The sequence below is a fragment of the Croceicoccus sp. YJ47 genome (genome assembly GCF_016745095.1).
Classification (GTDB): Bacteria; Pseudomonadota; Alphaproteobacteria; order Sphingomonadales; family Sphingomonadaceae; genus Croceicoccus.
In genome coordinates this window covers 2513813-2533830 of the sequence record NZ_CP067087.1, presented here as the reverse complement: position 1 = coordinate 2533830, position 20018 = coordinate 2513813, and the positions used below count along the sequence as shown (strand labels likewise).

The window sequence follows — 20018 nt, the reverse complement described above, 5'->3', positions numbered from 1 at the left end:
CGCGCGTGCTAGCGACATTGACGCGCCTGTCAAACCGTATGCCGCCATCATTCCGCCGCTTCCGGCAGGTTCGCGCCGGTCCGCCGCTCCAGCTCGGGCCGGAAATGACGGATCAGCCCCTGGATCGGCCACGCCGCCGCATCGCCCAGTGCGCAGATGGTGTGGCCCTCGACCTGCTTCGTGACTTCGAACAGCATGTCGATCTCTTCGGGCGCGGCGTCCCCTTCGCGCAGGCGTTCCATCACCCGCCACATCCAGCCGGTCCCCTCGCGGCAGGGGGTGCACTGCCCGCAGCTCTCGTGCTTGTAGAAATAGCTGATCCGCGAAATCGCGCGGACGATGTCGGTGGACTTGTCCATGACGATGACCGCCGCGGTGCCGAGGCCGGAGCCCAGCTCCTTGAGCCCGTCGAAATCCATCGGCGCGTCCTTGATCTGCGCCGCGGGCACGAGCGGAACCGACGAACCGCCCGGAATCACGGCCAGCAGATTGTCCCAGCCGCCGCGAATCCCGCCGCAATGCTTCTCGATCAGCTCGCTGAACGGGATGCTCATCGATTCCTCGACGACGCAGGGCTTCTCGACATGGCCCGAAATCTGGAAAAGCTTCGTGCCCTTGTTGTTCTCGCGGCCGAAGCTGTTGAACCAGTTCGCGCCGCGCCGCATGATCGTCGGCGCGACCGCGATGGATTCCACGTTGTTGACCGTCGTCGGGCACCCGTACAGGCCCGCACCGGTAGGGAACGGCGGTTTCAGGCGCGGTTGCCCCTTCTTGCCCTCCAGGCTTTCGATCATCGCGGTTTCTTCGCCGCAGATATACGCGCCCGCACCGCGGTGGACGAACACGTCGAAATCATAGCCCGAACCGCAAGCGTTCTTGCCCACCAGCCCGGCATCATAGGCCTGCTGCACGGCTGCGAAGAGCGTTTCGGCCTCACGGATATATTCGCCGCGGATATAGATATAGGCCGCCCGCGCGCGCATCGCGAAACCGGCGACCAGCGCCCCTTCGATCAGCTTGTGCGGATCGTGGCGGATGATCTCGCGGTCCTTGCACGAACCGGGTTCGGATTCGTCGGCATTGATGACGAGGAAGCTCGGCCGGCCATCCTTCGATTCCTTGGGCATGAAGGACCATTTCATCCCGGTGGGAAAGCCCGCCCCGCCCCGGCCACGCAGACCGCTGGCCTTGATCTCGTCGATGATCGCGTCCTGACCCTTGGCGAGGATCGCCTTCGTATCGTCCCAGTCGCCGCGTGCTTGCGCTGCTTTCAGGCCCCAGTCCTGAAAGCCGTAGACATTGGTGAAGATACGGTCCTTGTCGGCGAGCATCACAGCCCTCCCAGCACGAAAAGCGCAGCGACAAGAAGGATCGCCAGCAATGCCAGCGTCTTGAGCGCGCCTTTGAGAAATTTCCAGGCAATCGCGATCGCAATGACCGCGACGATCAGTGTCGGCACAAGCTCCATCACTCTTGCCCCTTGCCGCTCACGCCGCGTCCCTGCACGACGAACACCGCGCCCAGCGCCAGGAAGACCGCGCCAAGCGCCACGTTGCCGGCCGCGAAAAACGCGATCGACGCGATGAAGAACATGACCGCGGCGACGCGGTAATTGCGGATGTCCGATTGCGTTGCGCGGGCCATCACCATTCGCTCCGGTAATCGTGGTTCGCATCGACCATTTCGCGCAGGGTCGTCGGCCCGCCGGACGGTTCGCTGGTGTGGCGCCCCGGTTCCTGCGTGCCTTCCTTCGGCGTTTCGCCGGCCGCCAGCGCGTCGAGCACCGCATTCAGCCGGTCGGGCGTCAGATCCTCGTAATTGCCGTCGTTGATCTGCACCATGGGGGCGGTCGCGCAATTGCCCATGCACTCCACCTCGGTCAGCGTCCACAGGCCATCCTCGGTCGTGTGCCCCTTGGCCATACCGCGCGCCTTGCAGGCGGCGATGATATCGTCCGACCCGCGCAGCATGCACGGCGTCGTGCCGCATACCTGCACGTGGAACCGGCCCACCGGCGCCAGGTTGTACATGGTGTAGAACGTCGCGACCTCGACCACCCGGATGATCGGCATGTCGAGATAGGCGGCAATATATTCCATCACCGGAATGGGCAGCCAGCCCTGCGTCTGCGTTTCCGCGCCGACCTGGCGCTGCGCGAGATCGAGCAGCGGCATCACCGCGGATTTCTGCCGCCCGTCGGGGTAGCGCGCGACGATGTCCTTTGCCTTCGCCGCATTTTCGTCCGTCCACGCAAACGTGCCCCAGCGCGCGCGCAGTTCCGGCGTGTCGGCTTCGAGATAACGGTCGGCCATTAGCGGTCACACTCCCCGAACACCACGTCGATCGCGCCTAGAATGGCGGTCGCGTCGGGCAGCATATGCCCCTTGCACATGAAATCCATCGCCTGAAGATGCGAGAACGCCGTCGGCCTGATCTTGCAGCGATAAGGCTTGTTGCTGCCATCGCTCACCAGATAGACGCCGAATTCGCCCTTCGGACTTTCGGTTGCGACATAGACCTCGCCCGCCGGCACGTGAAAGCCTTCGGTGTAAAGCTTGAAATGGTGGATGAGCGCTTCCATCGACTGCTTCATCTCGCCGCGCTTGGGCGGTGCCACCTTGCGGTCGAGCGTCGCGATCGGCCCCTCCGGCATTTCGGCGATGCACTGTTTTATGATCTTCGCCGACTGGTACACTTCCTCGACGCGGACCATGAAACGGTCGTAGCAATCGGAATTGGTGCCCACCGGAATCTCGAAATCCATGCGGTCGTACACATCATAGGGCTGCGACTTGCGCAGGTCCCATTCGATGCCGGCCGCGCGGATCAACGGCCCGGAAAAGCCCCAGGCGATCGCGTCTTCCTTGCTAACCTTGGCGATATCGACGTTGCGCTGCTTGAAGATGCGATTGTCGATGACGAGGCTCATCGCGTCGCCGAACAGTTCGGGCAGGCGCGTATCGACCCAGTCGCCAATATCGGTGAGCAGCTTGAGCGGGACGTCCTGATGCACGCCGCCGGGCCGGAAATAGGCGCTGTGCATGCGGGCGCCCGACGCGCGTTCGAAGAAATTGAGGCAATCTTCGCGCAGTTCGAACACCCACAGGTTCGGCGTCATCGCGCCGACGTCCATGACGTGCGAGCCGATATTGAGCAGATGGTTCGAAATCCGCGTCAGTTCGGCAAACATCACGCGCAGATATTGCGCCCGCTGCGGCACCTCGACATTGAGCAGCTTCTCGATCGCCAGCACGTAGCTATGCTCCATGCAGAGCGGCGAGCAGTAATCGAGCCGGTCGAAATAGGGCAGCGCCTGCAGATAGGTCTTGTGCTCGATCAGCTTCTCGGTGCCGCGGTGGAGCAGGCCGACGTGCGGATCGACGCGCTCGATGATCTCGCCATCGAGCTCCATGACCATGCGCAGCACGCCATGCGCCGCCGGGTGCTGCGGCCCGAAATTGATCGTGTAGTTCGTGATCGTCTCATCGCCGGTGGTCGGCGATTGTTCGAGCGTCATGCTCATGACTTGTCTCCGTCCTGCGCGTCCTCATCGGCGCGCGGATCGTCTTCGTTCACTTGCGTTCCGGCGGCGGTATCGGTCGTCTTGCCCTCGCGCGCGGGCTGGCCCGGCTGATCCTCGGTCGGTTCGGGGGCGGGCGCGTCCTTGCCGCCGTCCTTGCTCGCGCCATCGCCGGCGGCGACGGTCTTCGCGGCCTCGGCATCGGCTTTTGCGCCGGCGCCGGTCTGTTTCGCGCTCTCGGTCGTCTTCGGCTCGTCCGACTTGGGCGCACCGCGGGTCTGCGCTTCGGTCGGCTCGGCCTTTTCATCGCCGGGAAGGACGTAATCCGCGCCCTCCCACGGGCTCATGAAATCGAACTGCCGCAGATCCTGCGCCAGCTCCACCGGTTCGTAGACGACGCGCTTCTCATCCTCGGAATAGCGCAGCTCGACATGGCCGGTGAGCGGGAAATCCTTGCGGAACGGATGCCCTTCGAAGCCATAATCAGTGAGGATACGGCGCAGGTCCGGGTTGCCGGCGAAAAGCACGCCGAACATGTCGAACACCTCCCGCTCCAGCCATCCGGCGACCGGCCACAGATGGGTGACGGTCGGGACCGGCGTCGCCTCGTCCGTGTTGACCTTCACCACGATGCGGTGGTTCTTCGTCAGGGACAGCAGGCAGTAGCACACCTCGAACCGTTCGGGGCGCTGCGGATAATCGACGCCGGCGATTTCCATGAGCTGCTGATACTCGTGGGAATCGCGCAGGAGCCGCAGCGCATCGGGCAATTGCTCACGCTTCACGCGAAGCAGGATCTCGCCATGCTCCTCATGCGCGTCGACGAGCATCGCGCCCAACGCCGCGCTCAGCGTGTCCCTCACCCCTTCGTTCGAGGTGATCTTGGGTGCGGAATGCCGGACAGCCATCAGCGTTCCACCGTTCCGACGCGGCGGATCTTGCGCTGCAGCTGCATCACGCCATAGAGCAGCGCCTCTGCCGTGGGCGGGCAGCCGGGCACGTAGATGTCGACCGGCACGATCCGGTCACAGCCGCGCACCACCGAATAGCTGTAATGGTAATAACCGCCGCCATTGGCGCAGCTGCCCATGCTGATCACATATTTGGGATCGGACATCTGGTCGTAAACCTTGCGCAGCGCCGGTGCCATCTTGTTACACAGCGTGCCCGCCACGATCATCACGTCCGACTGCCGCGGCGAGGCGCGCGGTGCGGCGCCGAACCGTTCCATGTCGTAACGCGGCATGTTGACGTGGATCATCTCCACCGCGCAGCATGCAAGGCCGAAGGTCATCCACCACAGCGAGCCGGTCCGTGCCCACTGGAACAATTCCTCGGTGCTGGTGACGAGGAAGCCCTTGTCGCTGACCTCGGTATTGACCGCGTTGAAGAAATCGGAATCGGGCGCGCGTTCGCCATGAAGGGCGGGATTATGCGCCGCGCCGGACACGGTGGTGCCCGGCGGGTTCGGGGTTTTGGGGCTGGCGGCCAGAGGCGTGTCGTTCACTCCCATTCCAGCGCTCCTTTCTTCCATGCATAGGCATAGCCGATGATCAGCTCGCCCAGAAATATCATCATCGTGATCCAGCCCGGCCATCCGGTCAGGTCGAGGCTAACGGCCCACGGAAACAGGAACGCGGCCTCCAGATCGAAGATGATGAACAGGATCGCGACGAGATAGAATCGCACGTCGAACTGGCTGCGCGGATCCTCGAACGCGGGGAAACCGCATTCATATTCCGAGTTTTTCTCGGCATCGGGATTATGCGCACCCGTCAGGCGCGACACGCCCATGGGCAGGAACACGAAGAGGGCCGAAAGCCCCAGCGCGATCCCCAGGAATATCAGGATCGGCAGATATTGCGAAAGGTCGACCAAAATCAGACTCGCCGGCTAAGAGACTTGTGCCATGCCAGATACATCGCACTTGCGAAAACGCCCTAGGCAATGCCCCGCCACAGCGCAAGGGGGCGCCGCTCTGAGGCTCAGGGTTCGCCCTCGCCCCAGATGCGGTTCGCCGCGACATATACGGCCCTGTCGCCGATGGACATGGCGCACCATCCGCCCTCGCATTCGCCCAGATTGCCAACCACGCCCGGCTCCAGCCGCCAGAGCAGCGGCGCCGTCTCGCTACCCTTGGCGCGCATCGGGGCGAGCGCCTCGCCCGTGACGATGAACGTGCGTTCGAGCGAGAGGAACCGCGACACGATCCATCCGCGCGCGCCGTCAGGGTCCTCCACCAGCCGCCACCCGCTCAACCGCCGGACGACCTTCACCGGCAATCCGTCGCGCTGATAGATCCATTCGATCGCGTAATTCTCGCCCGGACCCGTCCGCATGTTGGCACGCGATACCTGGATCGAGGCCCAGTACGGCACGTCCTCCTCGGCATGCGCGGGTGCGCCCGATGCGAAAACGATGACGACAAGGGCGGACAGGAACCTGGCGAGCATGACGAATCGCAATAGCCCCGCCGATGCATCCGGGGCAATATCGCAATCCATCCCAATCGCTATCCACGACGCGGCCCGGAACGCCATCGCGGCGCGCGCTCCACCGGCCTGCGGCGGGTCGCCCCCTTGACCCGCGCGGCAAAGGGGTCGTAGCGCCGCGATATGGCCGACGAATTTCCCCAGCGCCGCATCGACGGCAAGCCCCGCATCGCCGTCACGCGCAAGCTCCTCCCCGCGACCGAGGCGCGCATGCGCGAATTGTTCGACACGCGGCTGAACGAGGATGACGGCGCGCTATCGCAGGATGCGCTCGTGGCGGCGGCACGGGCATGCGACGTGCTCGTCCCGACCGTGACCGACCGGATCGACGCGGACCTGATCGAACAGGCGGGCGACGGGTTGAAACTGATCGCGAATTTCGGCGCCGGCACCGACCATATCGACCTGTCCGCCGCACGCGCACGGCGGATCATCGTGACCAACACGCCGGGCGTCTTTACCGACGATACCGCCGACATGACGATGGCGCTGCTCATCGGGGTGATGCGCCGGATGCGCGAAGGCACCATGCTGGTCCGGCGCGGCCAATGGGGCGGCTGGGCACCGTCGGCGATGCTGGGGCGCAGGCTCGGCGACAAGGTGCTGGGCATCGTGGGCATGGGCCGCATCGGGCAGGCGGTCGCCCATCGCGCCCGCGCCTTCGGCATGAAGATCGTCTATCACAATCGCCACCGCCTTCCGCAAGCGGTGGAGCGCATGTTCGCCGCCGATTATTGCGACACGCTCGACGATCTTCTCGGCATATCCGACATCGTCACCCTGCATTGCCCGGCGAGCGCATCCACGCATCAGCTCATCGATGCCGGCCGCATCGCCGCGATGAAGGAGGGCGCCGCGCTCATCAACACGGCGCGCGGCGACATCGTCGATCAGGAGGCCTTGATCGCCGCGCTGGAAAGCGGGCATCTATGGGGTGCGGGGCTCGACGTGTATCCGGACGAACCGCATGTCGATCCGCGCCTGCTCGCCCATCGCAACACGGTGACGCAGCCCCATATCGGCAGCGCGACCGAGGAAGGCCGCGCCGCATCGGGCGACCGCGTCATCGCCAACATCCGCGTATGGGCCGACGGACACCGCCCGCCGGACCAGGTTCTCGAAGGCTGGCTCTGACGCGGGGCGATTATTCGCCGGTCAGGATACGCTCGACCAGTTCCTTCACCGTCGGCGTGAAGCCGTTGGAATAGAACGGATCCTGCTTGAAGCGATAGGCCGCATGCCCCGCAAACATCAGATTGTCTTCGACAGGGTCGCCATGGGCGATGTCCTGCAGGGTTTTCTGAATACAGAAGCTGCGCGGGTCGGCCAGCCGGCCCGTGGTGTAATCGTCATGATCCTTCCATGACGAGAACGAACAATGCGACAGGCACCCCATGCAGGCGGCCTGATCCTCGCGGATGGTGGCGCGTTCTTCCGGCTCGACGAAGACGACGGTATCGTCGGGCGTTTTCAGCGCCTCGGTAAAACCGGCGGCGTGCCAGGCGCGGGCGCGTTCGCGATCCTTCGGCGCGACCCAGAAATTCTTGCCCTTCACCCCGACATCGAGCTGCACCGTATGCTCGCCCGCTTCGACCCGGGAATAGGGGATCTGCCGCTGCGAGCGCGCCTCCAGCGATTTGAGGAAACGTGTCCGCACCGCCGAGGAATAGAACCCCGTCGGCGAAAACTTGTGCAGCAATACGTCGCCCGGCTCCAGATCGCGCAACGCGTCCTTCCACCCCTGCGGAATCGGGCTTTCCTCGGTGAGCAGCGGGCGCGTGCCGAACTGAAACGCGATTGCGCCAAGCTCGGGATTGTCGATCCAGTCGTTCCAGTCCTTGAGCGCCCAGACGCCGCCCGCCATCACGATCGGCACGGTGTCGGCAATGCCTTCCTTGCGCATCATGTCGCGCAGGGTCTTCACCCGCGGATAGGGATCTTCGGGCTTCAGCGGATCCTCCGCATTGGAGAGGCCATTGTGCCCGCCCGCAAGCCAGGGATCCTCGTACACCACCGCTGCCATCAGGTCCGGCACCTTGGAATAGGAGCGTTTCCACAAGGCGCCGAACGCCCGGCCCGAACTCACGATCGGGAGATAGTGGACGTTGTGCTTCTGCGCGATGTCGGCGAGCTTGTAGGGCATGCCCGCGCCGCAGGTCACGCCCGTCACGAGATCGCTGGTCTCGGACAGGATACCCTCGAGCACCTCCTGCGCGCCGCCCATTTCCCACAGCACGTTGATGTTGATCGCGCCCTTGCCGCCGGCGATTTCATGGGCGCGGCGCACCTGTTCGATGCCGCCGTCGATGGCATAGCGCACGAGCTGCTCGTGACGCTCCTTGCGCGTCATCTGCTCGTAAAGCTGGGGGACGATCTTGCCTTCTGCATCATAGCTGTCGGCGTTTACCGCGCTGACCGTGCCGATGCCGCCGGCTGCCGCCCACGCGCCGGAGCTCGCATGATTGGTGGCGGAGACGCCCTTGCCGCCCTCGATCACCGGCCAGACTTCGCGTCCGCCATAAACGATAGGGGTCAACCCTTTGAAACTCATGATAATGCGTCCCTGTTCGCATGACCGCGCCGGGCGGTTTCCTGCATTTCGATGGCCGGCATTCCGGTCGCCGCGCGGGCGACGTCCTGCTGGCACGGTTCAATGTCCGAAGGGTCCGGCCTCGGGCCCTCGCTCTCAAAACGGGCGTAATAGTAGGCCAGTTCTGGCCTGCGGATGAATTCGGCAAGGGAATAGCCCACCGCCTCGAATTCGCAGAACAGAAGCTTTGGCGGAATCCCGTGTGCATCGGTCGCACGGTCGAGATCGACGACGATCACCTGCCCGCCAGGTTTCAGCGCGGATCGCAGCCGCCACAGGAACGGGTAGGGTTCGGTCACCTCGTGATACATGTGCACGAGGAAAATGCGGTCGAAACTGTCCGCAGGAAGCCGCGGATCGTCCTCGCTGCCGAGCTTGATCGATACGTTGTTGAGCCGCTCGCGCTCCACCCGCTGTCCCAGCCGGTCGAGTGCACCCCGGTCGATATCCTGCGCGAGCACGCGGCCGCCATCGCCCACCCGCTCGGCAAGGCGGGTGGTGTAATACCCCTCGCCCGCGCCGATGTCGGCCACCGTCATGCCCGGCGCTATGTCGGCGAGATCCATGACCGTGGCCGCCTCGCGCCGGTCGTCGCGGTCCTCCTCGTTCGAGAACTGGTTGCTGGTCACGCGCGACACGGGGCGGTCGGGCTTCGGAAAGCTGCGCGCGGTGTCGGGGCGGCCATCGTCGCCCTGGCTCCCGCCGCACGCCGCCAGCACGAGCAGAACGCCCGCACCCGCCGCGCGCCAGCCTGTCGGGAGGGCGGCCCCGTTCATCAATCGTCGTCCTCGACCTCGACCTGCTCGCCCGTGACCTTCTGCGCGAGCGCGGCGGAGATGAACGCATCCAGCCCGCCATCCAGCACGTCGGTCGGATTGGTCGACACGTGCCCGGTGCGAAGATCCTTCACCTGCTGATACGGTTGCAGGACATAGGACCGGATCTGATGCCCCCAGCCGATTTCGGTCTTCGCCTGATACTCGCCGCTTGCCGCCGCCTCGCGTTCGGCGAGTTCCTTTTCATAGAGCCGCGCCTTCAGCATGTTCATCGCGGTGGCGCGGTTCTTGTGCTGCGACCGGTCGTTCTGGCTGGCGACGACGGTGCCGGTGGGCGTGTGGGTGATGCGCACGGCGGAATCGGTGGTGTTGACGTGCTGCCCGCCCGCGCCCGACGCGCGATAGGTGTCGATCTTCAGATCGGCGGGATTGATGTCGATTTCGATATCGTCGTCGATCACCGGGTATACCCACACGCTGGAAAAGCTGGTGTGGCGCCGCGCCGACGAATCATACGGGCTGATGCGGACGAGCCGATGCACGCCGCTCTCTGTCTTGGCGTAGCCATAGGCGTTCTCGCCCTTTACCAGCAGCGTCGCGGACTTGATGCCCGCCTGTTCGCCCGCATGGTAGTCGACGATCTCGACCTTGAAGCCGCGCCGCTCGGCCCAGCGGGCATACATGCGTTGCAGCATTTCGGCCCAGTCCTGGCTTTCGGTCCCGCCGGCGCCGGCGTGCACCTCGATATAGGTGTCGGAACCGTCCGCCTCGCCGGACAACAGCGCCTGCACCTTGTCCGTGTCGGCCCGTTCGGCGAGCCGCGCGAGACTGGCCAGACCTTCATCGACCACGGAATCGTCGCCCTCGGCCTCGCCCAGTTCGACGAACTCGACCGCGTCCGCCATTTCCGCAGAGATAGTCTTTACCGCGCCGATGGACGATTCCAGCCGGCCGCGTTCGCGCATCACCTCTTCCGCGCCCTTGGGATCGTCCCAGAGCGTCGGATCCTCGACCCGCGCGTTCAGCTCGTCCAGCCGCAGCAGCGCCCGATCCCAGTCCAGCGAACGGCGGATGAGCGCGAGCGCAGCATCGATACGGTCAATATGGGCCTGCCCTTCGGCACGCATGGCAATCTTCTCCTGAGCGGGGCATCGCGGTGGATCGCCCGCCTTTCCGCCGGCAATCCGGCGGCGCTTGTTTCGAAACGCCGGTCATCCCGGCCTGTCGTCTGCCGCTCTAGGGATGGCGCGGCGCGGTGGCAATAGGCGCCCGCCCGCCCCGCGCGTTCCCTCCGCGAAGAGAATGGATCAGTAGATGCCGCCCTGATCCTCCAGGAAGGTATCGTCGATCTGCTGCTGCTGCTCACCCGGATTGCGCCGGGCCGGGCCGGCGGCGCCGACGGTGGTGCGTTCCTGCATCGCGGCGCGCAGGGCCGAGATCGCCGCCATGCGCCGTTCCTCCAGCGTCTGCCGATTGGCCGAACGTTTCGGCTCGGTATCGGGCTTGAACGCTTCCCAGATGATGGCCGGCTTCGGATCGTCGGTCGGCCAGCCTTCGAAGACACGCTTGCCCGAACGGCGGTCGATGCGGACCATGCGGATGCCGTCCGGCGCGCGCACCGGCGTGTCGGGCCAGCGGTCCTTCGCCTCCAGGATGAGATCCTTCACGATCGGCGCGGCGAGCGAGCCGCCCTGCGCATAGCCGCCCATCGAGCGCGGCTGATCGAAGCCGAGATAGACGCCCGCGACCAGATCGGCCGAACCGCCCATGAACCACACATTCGTCGGCCCGTTGGTCGTGCCCGTCTTGCCAAACAGCGGCAGGTCGAGATCGCGCAGCCGCGTCGCAGTCCCGCGCTGCACCACGCCTTCGAGCATGTGGACGACCTGGTAGGCGGTGGCCGGGTCCATCACCTGCTTGCCCGCACGCGGCAGGCGCGGCATCGGACCGCCGTCATATTCGGCCATGTTGCACCCTTCGCAACGGCGCTCGTCCGACCGCCAGATCACCTTCCCGTTGCGGTCCTGCACATAGTCGATGAGCGTGGCGTCATATTGCCAGCCCAGATTGGCCAGCATCGCATAGGCATTGACCATGCGCGTCACGGTCGTTTCGCCCGCACCCAATGCAAAGGAAAGATAGGGTTCGTAATCGCCGATGCCGACGCGGCGGAACGTGTCGGTGACATTGTCCATGCCGGTGTCGTTCGCGATCTGGATCGTCATGAGGTTGCGCGACTGTTCGAGGCCCCAGCGCATCGTCTGCATCCCGGCGCCGCGCTGATTGGCGAAGTTGCGGAAACATTTTTCGCCCAGGTCCGCACCCTGCCATACGCAGAACGGCGCGTCGTTGACCTGCGTCGCCGGGGTCATGCCCGCGTCCAGCCCGCTGGCATAGACGAACGGCTTGATCGTGGAGCCGGGCTGGCGCTTCGCCTGCACCGCACGGTTGAACGAGCCGAGCCGCGAATCGAAGCCGCCCTGCATCGCCATGATGCGCCCGGTGTGCGGGTCCTCGACCACCAGCCCGCCCGAAATTTCCGGCACGGTCTGCGTGCGCCAGCCATTGCCCTGCGGCGAGGCGACGATGACATCGCCGGCCTTCAGCGCGTCGGGCAGGACGGAAAGCGGATAGGTCTCCCCATCCGAAAAGCCGATGCGGGCGGTGTCGCCATTGCGTTCGGTGACGACGCCGACGCGCCAGTCCTTGTAATCGATGGCGAGGTTCGAGACGATAAGCTGCGTCTGCCAGCTTTCGTCCATGTTGATCGTCGCGATCGGCCCGTGCCAGCCGCGGCTGCCGCCATAGCGCATGATCCCCTTGCGCAGCGCGTTGCGTGCCGCGCGCTGCAACTCGGTATCCATCGAGGTGCGCACCCACAGCCCGCCGGCATAGACCGAGTTCGGCCCGTCCTCGGCATTCTCGCCATATTTGTCGATCAGCCGGCGGCGCACTTCCTCCACGAAATAGCCCGACGCCGTGTCGTAATCGGTGCTGCGCCGGGGCTTGAGGCCGAGCGGCTGCGCCCGCGCGCGATCCACCTCGGCCTGCGTTGCCCAGCCATTGTCGGCCATCTGCTGCAACACGTAATTGCGGCGGGCCAGCGCCAGATCGGCATATTTGGCGCGGCTATACCGTTCGGGCGCCTTGGGCAGGATCGCGAGGAACGCCGCCTCGTGCAGGTCGAGATCGCCGACATCCTTGTCGAAATACGCGCGCGAGGCCGCCTGCACGCCGAAACTCTGCCGGCCCAGCGGAATCTCGTTGAGATAGAGCTCGAGGATTTCTTCCTTCGTCAGCACGCCTTCGATCCGGCGGGCGAGGATCATTTCCTTCAGCTTGCGCGTGACCGAATATTCATCCCCGACGAGGATGTTCTTGGCCACCTGCTGCGTGATGGTGGAGCCGCCCTTGGCGCGCTGCCCCGATCCCATCTTGCTGACATAATCGACGACCGCGCCGGCAAGCCCGGTGTAATCGACGCCGCCATGGCTCCAGAACGTCTTGTCCTCCGCCGAGAGGAACGCGTTGATGAGTGGTTCGGGAAAATCGACGAAGCGCAGCTGCACGCGTCGCTCGCGCGCGTAGCTGTTGATGATTTCGCCATCCGCGCCGCGCACCATCGTGGGCAGCGGCGGCTGATACGTCAGCAGGCGATCCGCCGACGGCAACCCCGCGCCGAGCAGGGCATAGGCGCCGATCGCCACCGCGACCCCGGCGACGAAGAGGATCGACAGCCAGCGAAACAGCCGGCTGCCCCGCCAGCGTTCGCCGATCCGGGCGCCCAGAACGGAAAGATCGCCGCGCGCACGGGCGAGAAAGTTTTCGGATTTCGTAGATGCAGTCATTTCGCCGGGGGGATTAGCACGGGATTTCGCGAAGGTGAAAGCCGATTTGCACTGACCGTGACCTGAACGCTGCCGATCGTGCCGGCCGACGACGCACGCGCGGCGGATCGGGCGCCTATTCCCCCCAACGCTCCCGTTCGGCGAAGAAGCCGAGCGCCGCGCGCGCCAGCACGTCGGCAATTTCGCCGCGGCCTTCGGGCGAAAGCAGCCGGTCCGCGTCCTCCGCATTGCCGAGATAGCCGGCCTCGAACAGGATGGCGGGAAACTCGGGCGAGGCCAGCACCGCAAACCGTGCCGACCGCGCAAACGGATTGCGCAGCGCGAGCCGGCCGCGTGCCTCCGCCTCGACCGCCTGCGCGAGCATCGCGGATTCGAATGCGGTCTGACGCCAGGCCAGATCATCGAGGATCATCGCGATTTCCGTGCCCGCGGCGACCTGTCCCTGCGCGCCGCGGTTCTGTCCGTTGCGCCTGCTGCCCGATGGGTCGAACCCTCGCCGCGATGGGGACAGGGTGTAGACGGTGGCACCCCGCGCGCCGGACGCGGGGCCGGGCGCGCTGTCGACATGGATGGAAATCAGCGCCGCCGCGCCGAGCTGCTCCGCCATGCGCGGGCGATGCTCCACCGGGAGGAAGCTGTCATCCTCCCGAATGAGCGCAACCCGCACCCCGCCAAGGGCAACGAGCCGGTCGCGAAGCGCGATCGCGAGCGACAGCGCGACGTTCTTTTCCATCACCATCGCGCCATTCGCGCCATGCGTCGCGGTGGCGCCGTAATCGAACGCCCCATGCCCCGGGTCGATCACCAGCAGGGGCAGTCCCGCCGCGGCGTCGCCCGCCATCGCGACGGACGGCGTCGCCACGGGCACCGCGGCGGGCAAATCACGCCGGTAGACGGCCATCGCGCGCCCCGGCGGAAACACGGTCAGTAACACCGCCGCCACACCCCCGCCGCAAAGCGCAAGCGCGGCGATCCACGCCATCACAACAGGAAAAGAAGCGGCCCTTCGCGTCATCGGTGCCCGATATTGCCGGGAAACATGCCGCCCGCAACACTCTTGCCCGATACGCCGCGATGACGCGCGAAACGGGCATCGCATCGCGCCATCGTTGCGAGACGTGTTGCCGTAAGCGATCCGCGATGCTAGCGTCGATCCCGACCGGTGGCAGATGCGCCTCTCGTCACGCGAAACGCCCGCCCTACACGGCGCGGGCCGCCGCCCTTTTCGGGACGGCGCGGCACACCCCGAACGGGGCCGGACGCGGGGCGAAGATCCTTTCTGCACGCAGACCGGCGGCCACTTTCCCATTTCCGGGCGCATGGAAGATCATGCGCATGGCAAGGGCGGGGCAATTCAAGGTGATGGTATCTATGGTTCTGGCAATGACGACAGTAGCGCAGCCCTTGCGGGTTTTCGCCGTCGCCAATGCCGCCAGGCGGGCCGCGCGCCCGCACGTCGGACCGCATATGCCATCGGTTACAGTTTCGCCGCCGGAGGCACGGGGCAACCCGCGCCGGTCCGGCAATTCATACCAAGACGCCACGGCCTTCGGACATGCGTTCCGAATCCGGCCGGGCGTTTCCCCAAACGAACGCACCTATGCCGGGCAGCCGCCACGCGGCCTTCCCCCCATATCGTGCGCACGGAGAATAATTGATGACAACGCGCATGCTGATCGATGCGCGCCACCAGGAAGAAACCCGGGTGGCGGTGCTGAAGGGCAACAGGATTGAAGAGTTCGATTTCGAATCGAGCGACCACAAGCAGATCAAGGGCAATATCTACCTCGCGAAGGTAACGCGGGTCGAACCGTCGCTTCAGGCGGCCTTCGTCGATTTTGGCGGCAATCGCCACGGGTTCCTCGCCTTTAGCGAAATCCACCCAGATTATTACCAGATCCCGAAGCAGGACCGTGATGCCCTGCTCGCCGAGGAGCAGGAACACGCCGAGGAAGAGGCGCGCCTGCGGTCCGACGATGACGACGATTCGGGCGACGACGGCCACGATCACGACGATCGCGATGACGACGAAAGCAGCGACGCGCTTGCCGACGAAATGGCCGGCGACGGGCTGACCGAGGTCGACACGAGCGAGAAGGACGATGTCGCCACGATCGAGGACGGCGCCGTCGAGGGCGGTTCCGACGACGACGGCGATGACGAGGGCGACAATCGCCGCCCCCGCCGTGCCCGCGGCAAGGGCCGCCGCCAGGGTGGCGGCAAGGCGCGCGCCGCCGACGAGGCGCGGGCGAAACGGCTTGCCCTGCGCCGCCGTTACAAGATCCAGGACGTCATTCAGCGGCGCCAGGTCCTGCTCGTGCAGGTCGTGAAGGAAGAGCGCGGCAACAAGGGTGCGGCGCTCACCACCTATCTCTCGCTCGCCGGGCGTTACTGCGTGCTCATGCCCAACAGCAGCCACGGCGGCGGCATCTCCCGCAAGATCAGCAGCGCCGCCGATCGCAAGCGGTTGAAGCAGATCGTGTCGGAAATGAACCTGCCGCGGTCGATGGGTTGCATCGTGCGCACCGCCGGGCTTTCCCGCACCAAGACCGAGATCAAGCGCGATTTCGACTATCTCGCGCGGCTGTGGGACGAAATCCGCGAACGCACCATGCAGGCCAGCGCCCCTGCGCCGATCCATTCGGACAGCGACCTTGTGAAGCGCGCGATCCGCGACATCTACAATCGCGAGATCGAGGAAGTCGTCGTCGAAGGCCCCGAAGGCTACAAGGCGGCGAAGCAGTTCATGAAGCTGCTCATGCCGAGCCACGCGCGCCGGGTGAAGCAATATGCCGACCCCGTCCCCCTGTTTCAGCGTTACGGCGCGGAGGATCAGCTGACCGCGATGTACGATCCGGTCGTACAGCTGAAATCGGGCGGCTATCTCGTGATCAACCCGACCGAGGCGCTGGTGTCGATCGACATCAACTCGGGCCGCTCGACGAAGGAGCACGGGATCGAGCAGACCGCGCTCGCCACCAATCTGGAGGCGGCGAAGGAAATCGCGCGGCAATTGCGCCTGCGCGACATGGCCGGGCTGGTCGTGATCGACTTCATCGACATGGAAAACAACTCCTCGATCCGCAAGGTCGAGAAGTGCATGAAGGATTCGCTGAAAAACGACCGCGCGCGCATCCAGGTCGGCCGCATTTCCGGCTTCGGCCTGATGGAAATGAGCCGTCAGCGCCTGCGCACCGGCGTGCTGGAGGCGACGACCCGCGAGTGCCCGCATTGCGACGGCACCGGCCTCGTGCGCACCGCGTCGAGCGCGGGTCTCTCCGCCCTGCGCATGATCGAGGACGAGGCGGCCAAGGGCAAGGGCAGCACCATCAGCCTCTATGCCAGCACGGAGGCGGCGGTCTATCTGCTCAACTCCAAGCGCGCCGACCTCGCCGAGATCGAGGAGCGTTACGGCGTCATGGTCGAAGTGCTTCCCGAAGGCGAGAACGAGGGCGCGAAGATGCGCGCCAGCTCCTCCGGCCCCAAACCGACCTTTGCGCCGAAGTTTGAACCGATTCAGGACGATATTCTCGACGCCGACGATGTCGAGGATGACGAGGACGAAGAAGAGGAAGAAACCGGCGCCGAGACGGAAACGCAGCGCGACGACGACCGGAGCGACGATGAAAAGGGCGACGACGAAAGGGGCGAGGACGACAACGGCAATCGCCGCAAGCGCCGCCGCCGCCGCCGTGGCGGTCGCCGCAACCGGGGCAACCGGAACGGCGACGAATCGCGCGATACGCAGGACGATGGCGACGGCGACGACGCATCCGATAGCGATAGCGACGGCGATACGGATCATGGCGCCGCAACGCAGTCCGGTGGAGCGGATGAGGACAAGCCGCGCAAGCGCCGTCGCCGTCGCCGCAAATCGGACGATCAGTCCGAAGGCGGCAACGCGGAGACAGCGGATGCGGTGAACGGGCAGGACGAAACGCCTGCATCCCAGGCGCCCGCGCCCGAAGCGCCTGCACCCGAAACGCCGGCCGATGACGTCCCGGCATCCGATGGCCTTGCCGAGGACAGCACTTCCGATGCCGAGCAGGAGAAGCCGAAGGCGAAGTCGCGCCGCTCCCCTCGTCGCAAGAAGGCGGAGGTGAGCGAAAGCGGGACCGCAGACGAGCCCGCGGCCGAAGCAGCCGCGGACGATGCGCCCAAGCCCAAGAAGCCGCGCCGCCCTCGCAAGAAGAAGGCTGACGCTGCGCCGGACGCTGGCGAGCCCGATCAGGCGCCGTCTTCGACCGGCGACGATGCGGTAACCAAGGCGCAGCCTGCGGAGCGCGAAGAAGCCCCCGCACCCGCACCCGCACCCGCGCCAGCGGCGAGCGAGGCCGCCCCCGCGGAGCCGAAAGCCGAGGAAGGCAAGGACGAAACCGAGTCCACGTCGCAGGAGCCGCCCCGGCGCGGCTGGTGGCAGCGCACGTTCGGTTAAGAGTGTCCGGCGGGGTCGATCCGACCTCGCCGCCATTCGCGAAAGGCCCGCTCCTCTATCGGGGGGCGGGCCTTTTTGCGTCCGCTACCACGCGATGCGCGAACCGTCCCAGGCGAAAAATCCGCCATTGTCCGCCGCAGTCAGCCCGTCGATGACCGAAAGCAGGCAGCGCGCCGAATGCTCCGGCGTGAAAAGCTGCCGATCAGGCACGTTGCCGCGAAACGGTTCGGACAGCGCGGTTTCCACCGTGCCGGGGTGAAGCGCGACCACGATACCCTCGCGGTTGCGGCGGTGAAGCTCGATCCCGAAATTGCGCAGCACCATGTTGAGCGCCGCCTTTGACGCGCGATAGCTGTGCCAACCGCCCAGCCCGTTGTCCCCGATCGATCCCACCCGCGCCGAAAGCGCGGCAAATACCGGCCGCTCCGCATGGCGAAGGAGCGGCAGGAAATGCTTTCCGATGATCGCCGGGCCGATCGTGTTGACCGCGAACATTTCCGCCATCGCCGCAGGCTCGATCGTGCGCCAGCTGCGTTCGGGGCGGATGTCCGGCTCCCGCTGCAAAAGGCCGGTCGCGACGATCACCATTTCGGGCGCGGATTCATGCGCGACGCGCTCCGCAATGGCGGCAATGCCTGCTTCTTGGGTCAGATCGAATGCAAAGGGGATGATCGACGCCATGCCGGGGGCGGACACGGAACTTTCGGGCACCGTGCCGCTTCGCGCTCCTGCATAGATGCGAGCGAATGGCCCGCTCGCGGCGAGCTGGCGGCACATTGCATCGCCGACACCGCCCGATGCGCCGAAAATGACGCAGCTGCGTTCGCGCGCTGGCTCTGCGTTCGTCATCCGGCCCCTGTCATTCCGGCGTCATCGCATGGCTGCGAATGGCGTCTGCGATACGCTCCATATCGGCGCGCAACATGTGGCTGGCTTCGTCCTCTTCGCACTGCGCAAGCCGGGTGATCTGCGGCATGGACAGCCCGATCCGCAACGTCCCGCCCCAGCCGCCATCGGCCATGCGCACCGATTTCACCGGCTGACCCAGCCTGATCCCGGCGTCGGCCATGCGGCGATGCAGCGTCTGCGCATCCGCGAAACTCCGGATGGCGGGAAGGCTGCTGATGTCGAGAGTGACCAGCGTGCGCATCGCAACCGGATGATTTTCCGCTGTTTCCGCGTGTCCCGGCGGGTAGGCGACAACCTTCGACAGCCCGAGCGGCGTGACGATCCGTTCGGTCACGGCGTCGCGAAAGGCGGCGATGACCCCCTCGATTCGCGGCATGGGCGTCGCCTGCCATCGTTCCAGTTCGAAGATCGACACTTCGAGCCGGAGCCAGAGCCCGAAATTGTCCTCCCGCATCAGTACGTCCCGGCCCGCCCATTCGCGCGGCCATTCGTCCCGGCGGAATATGTCGGCGAAGCCTGTCGGTACCGGCGCGGCGCGCTCTGCGGTTCCGGCCGGCAGGATGGCAAATCCGCTGAACGGGGGGCCGCCCATGAATTTCGACCCGGTCAGGAATATCATCGCATCGAGCGCGAGATAGGCCGCAATCGAGGACGACGTGATCCGGGCCTGGCACGCGTCGATGACGAAGCTCACATCCGTCCCGAACCGTGCCTTCAACGCGCGAATCTCGGACATTTCGGGCAGGATCAGCCCAGTCTTCGACCCATGCACCACATGCACCAGCACATGCCGTCCGGCTGCGATGGCCGGCTCTGCCTCCGCCGCGATGGCATCGGCGATCTCCGCGCTCGACCGCGCCAGACCGTCGCCGCATCGCACCGCCACATCGGCGAGCGCCACGGGACCGACGCCGTCGACCTCGTCCCCCGGAACGACGGCGATGCCGCGCGCCGTTTCGCGGGCGAAATAGCGGCCATGCGCGGAATGGATGCACCCGCTGCCCACCTCGTCCGCGCCGAGCAGGATGTTGTGAATCCCCCCCGGCCCGCGCCCCCGAACGGCGGCCAGCGCCACATATTCGAGATCCGTTCCCGACGGGGCAAAGGCGATCGCATGGTCCGCCGCGACGCCATAGGCCGCGCGAATCCGGTCGCGCAGCGTATCGAGCCGCGCGGCGTAGGAACCGGCATCCGCGCGCAGCGCCGCCAGCGCATGCGCGAAACCCATGGGCGAAACGTCATTCGCGGTGGAGGACGCATAGGCGAGACAGTCGCGCGGATAGGGCGCGGACATATAGGTATTGAGCCCCGTCGCCGGGTCGAGCACGATGCGCGCATCGCCGCCCGACGCCATCAGCCTTATGGCCTCCATCGCGTCGTCGCGGTCTGCATCCCCGCCGGGCAGCGCCTGCCACGCCATGGACGGAACGGAGGGGCGGCCAAGGTCA

Annotated in this window: 18 protein-coding genes; 2 read left to right on the top strand and 16 right to left on the bottom strand. The window is 65.7% G+C overall.

Translation table 11 applies throughout. The annotated features are described in order from the left end of the window. Positions 1–47 precede the first annotated feature (47 nt). The 9 genes from nuoF to JD971_RS12325 form a co-directional block, all read right to left on the bottom strand. Positions 48–1331: an NADH-quinone oxidoreductase subunit NuoF gene (nuoF, locus tag JD971_RS12365; protein WP_202083815.1), complete on the bottom strand. Its 1284-nt coding sequence runs from the start codon at positions 1329–1331 to the stop codon at positions 48–50. Then, on the bottom strand, positions 1331–1468 hold the full coding sequence (locus JD971_RS12360; protein WP_202083813.1) for a hypothetical protein: 138 nt from the start codon (positions 1466–1468) through the stop codon (positions 1331–1333). The genes nuoF and JD971_RS12360 overlap by 1 nt, the downstream gene beginning before the upstream one ends. Then, positions 1468–1644, bottom strand: a complete 177-nt coding sequence (locus JD971_RS12355) for a hypothetical protein (protein WP_202083812.1) — start codon at positions 1642–1644, stop codon at positions 1468–1470. Before JD971_RS12355 ends, JD971_RS12360 begins: the two co-directional genes overlap by 1 nt. Next, positions 1644–2312, bottom strand: a complete 669-nt coding sequence (locus JD971_RS12350; protein WP_202083811.1) for an NAD(P)H-dependent oxidoreductase subunit E — start codon at positions 2310–2312, stop codon at positions 1644–1646. Before JD971_RS12350 ends, JD971_RS12355 begins: the two co-directional genes overlap by 1 nt. After that, positions 2312–3523: an NADH-quinone oxidoreductase subunit D gene (locus JD971_RS12345; RefSeq protein WP_202083810.1), complete on the bottom strand. Its 1212-nt coding sequence runs from the start codon at positions 3521–3523 to the stop codon at positions 2312–2314. Before JD971_RS12345 ends, JD971_RS12350 begins: the two co-directional genes overlap by 1 nt. Further along, positions 3520–4428, bottom strand: a complete 909-nt coding sequence (locus tag JD971_RS12340; RefSeq protein WP_202083809.1) for an NADH-quinone oxidoreductase subunit C — start codon at positions 4426–4428, stop codon at positions 3520–3522. Before JD971_RS12340 ends, JD971_RS12345 begins: the two co-directional genes overlap by 4 nt. After that, on the bottom strand, positions 4428–5033 hold the full coding sequence (locus tag JD971_RS12335; protein WP_236672080.1) for an NADH-quinone oxidoreductase subunit B family protein: 606 nt from the start codon (positions 5031–5033) through the stop codon (positions 4428–4430). Before JD971_RS12335 ends, JD971_RS12340 begins: the two co-directional genes overlap by 1 nt. Continuing rightward, a complete protein-coding gene (locus tag JD971_RS12330) occupies positions 5024–5398 on the bottom strand; it encodes an NADH-quinone oxidoreductase subunit A (protein ID WP_202083808.1) in 375 nt (124 codons plus the stop codon). The genes JD971_RS12335 and JD971_RS12330 overlap by 10 nt, the downstream gene beginning before the upstream one ends. Positions 5399–5505: 107 nt before the next feature. After that, the gene (locus tag JD971_RS12325) at positions 5506–5973 is read right to left on the bottom strand and encodes an SH3 domain-containing protein (RefSeq protein ID WP_202083807.1); all 468 of its coding nucleotides are present in this window, start codon (positions 5971–5973) and stop codon (positions 5506–5508) included. 162 nt (positions 5974–6135) lie between these two features. Here JD971_RS12325 and JD971_RS12320 point away from each other — a divergent pair, with 162 nt between their 5' ends. Further along, positions 6136–7146, top strand: a complete 1011-nt coding sequence (locus tag JD971_RS12320) for a D-glycerate dehydrogenase (RefSeq protein ID WP_202083806.1) — start codon at positions 6136–6138, stop codon at positions 7144–7146. A gap of 10 nt (positions 7147–7156) precedes the next feature. On the opposite strand, the gene JD971_RS12315 is transcribed toward JD971_RS12320, so the two are convergent. The 5 genes from JD971_RS12315 to JD971_RS12295 all read right to left on the bottom strand — a co-directional run bounded on the left by JD971_RS12315 (position 7157) and on the right by JD971_RS12295 (position 14208). Next, positions 7157–8563 (bottom strand): nitronate monooxygenase family protein, encoded by a 1407-nt coding sequence (locus tag JD971_RS12315; RefSeq protein ID WP_202083804.1) that lies wholly within the window; start codon positions 8561–8563, stop codon positions 7157–7159. Beyond that, positions 8560–9378 (bottom strand): class I SAM-dependent methyltransferase, encoded by an 819-nt coding sequence (locus tag JD971_RS12310; RefSeq protein ID WP_202083802.1) that lies wholly within the window; start codon positions 9376–9378, stop codon positions 8560–8562. The genes JD971_RS12315 and JD971_RS12310 overlap by 4 nt, the downstream gene beginning before the upstream one ends. Further along, positions 9378–10505 (bottom strand): peptide chain release factor 2, encoded by a 1128-nt coding sequence (prfB, locus tag JD971_RS12305; RefSeq protein WP_202083799.1) that lies wholly within the window; start codon positions 10503–10505, stop codon positions 9378–9380. Before prfB ends, JD971_RS12310 begins: the two co-directional genes overlap by 1 nt. Positions 10506–10685: 180 nt before the next feature. After that, the gene (locus tag JD971_RS12300) at positions 10686–13226 is read right to left on the bottom strand and encodes a penicillin-binding protein 1A (protein WP_202083797.1); all 2541 of its coding nucleotides are present in this window, start codon (positions 13224–13226) and stop codon (positions 10686–10688) included. Positions 13227–13341: 115 nt separating this feature from the next. Then, the gene (locus JD971_RS12295) at positions 13342–14208 is read right to left on the bottom strand and encodes an N-acetylmuramoyl-L-alanine amidase (RefSeq protein WP_202083795.1); all 867 of its coding nucleotides are present in this window, start codon (positions 14206–14208) and stop codon (positions 13342–13344) included. 675 nt (positions 14209–14883) lie between these two features. On the opposite strand from JD971_RS12295, the gene JD971_RS12290 reads away from it, so the two are divergent. Then, positions 14884–17661: a ribonuclease E/G gene (locus JD971_RS12290; protein ID WP_202083793.1), complete on the top strand. Its 2778-nt coding sequence runs from the start codon at positions 14884–14886 to the stop codon at positions 17659–17661. An 84-nt stretch (positions 17662–17745) separates the two neighbouring features. Here the strand turns inward: JD971_RS12290 and JD971_RS12285 are convergent, their stop codons facing one another. Further along, on the bottom strand, positions 17746–18510 hold the full coding sequence (locus JD971_RS12285) for an SDR family NAD(P)-dependent oxidoreductase (RefSeq protein WP_202083791.1): 765 nt from the start codon (positions 18508–18510) through the stop codon (positions 17746–17748). Between the two features lie 10 nt (positions 18511–18520). After that, a complete protein-coding gene (locus JD971_RS12280) occupies positions 18521–19990 on the bottom strand; it encodes a hypothetical protein (RefSeq protein WP_202083789.1) in 1470 nt (489 codons plus the stop codon). Between the last annotated feature and the right edge of the window lie 28 nt (positions 19991–20018).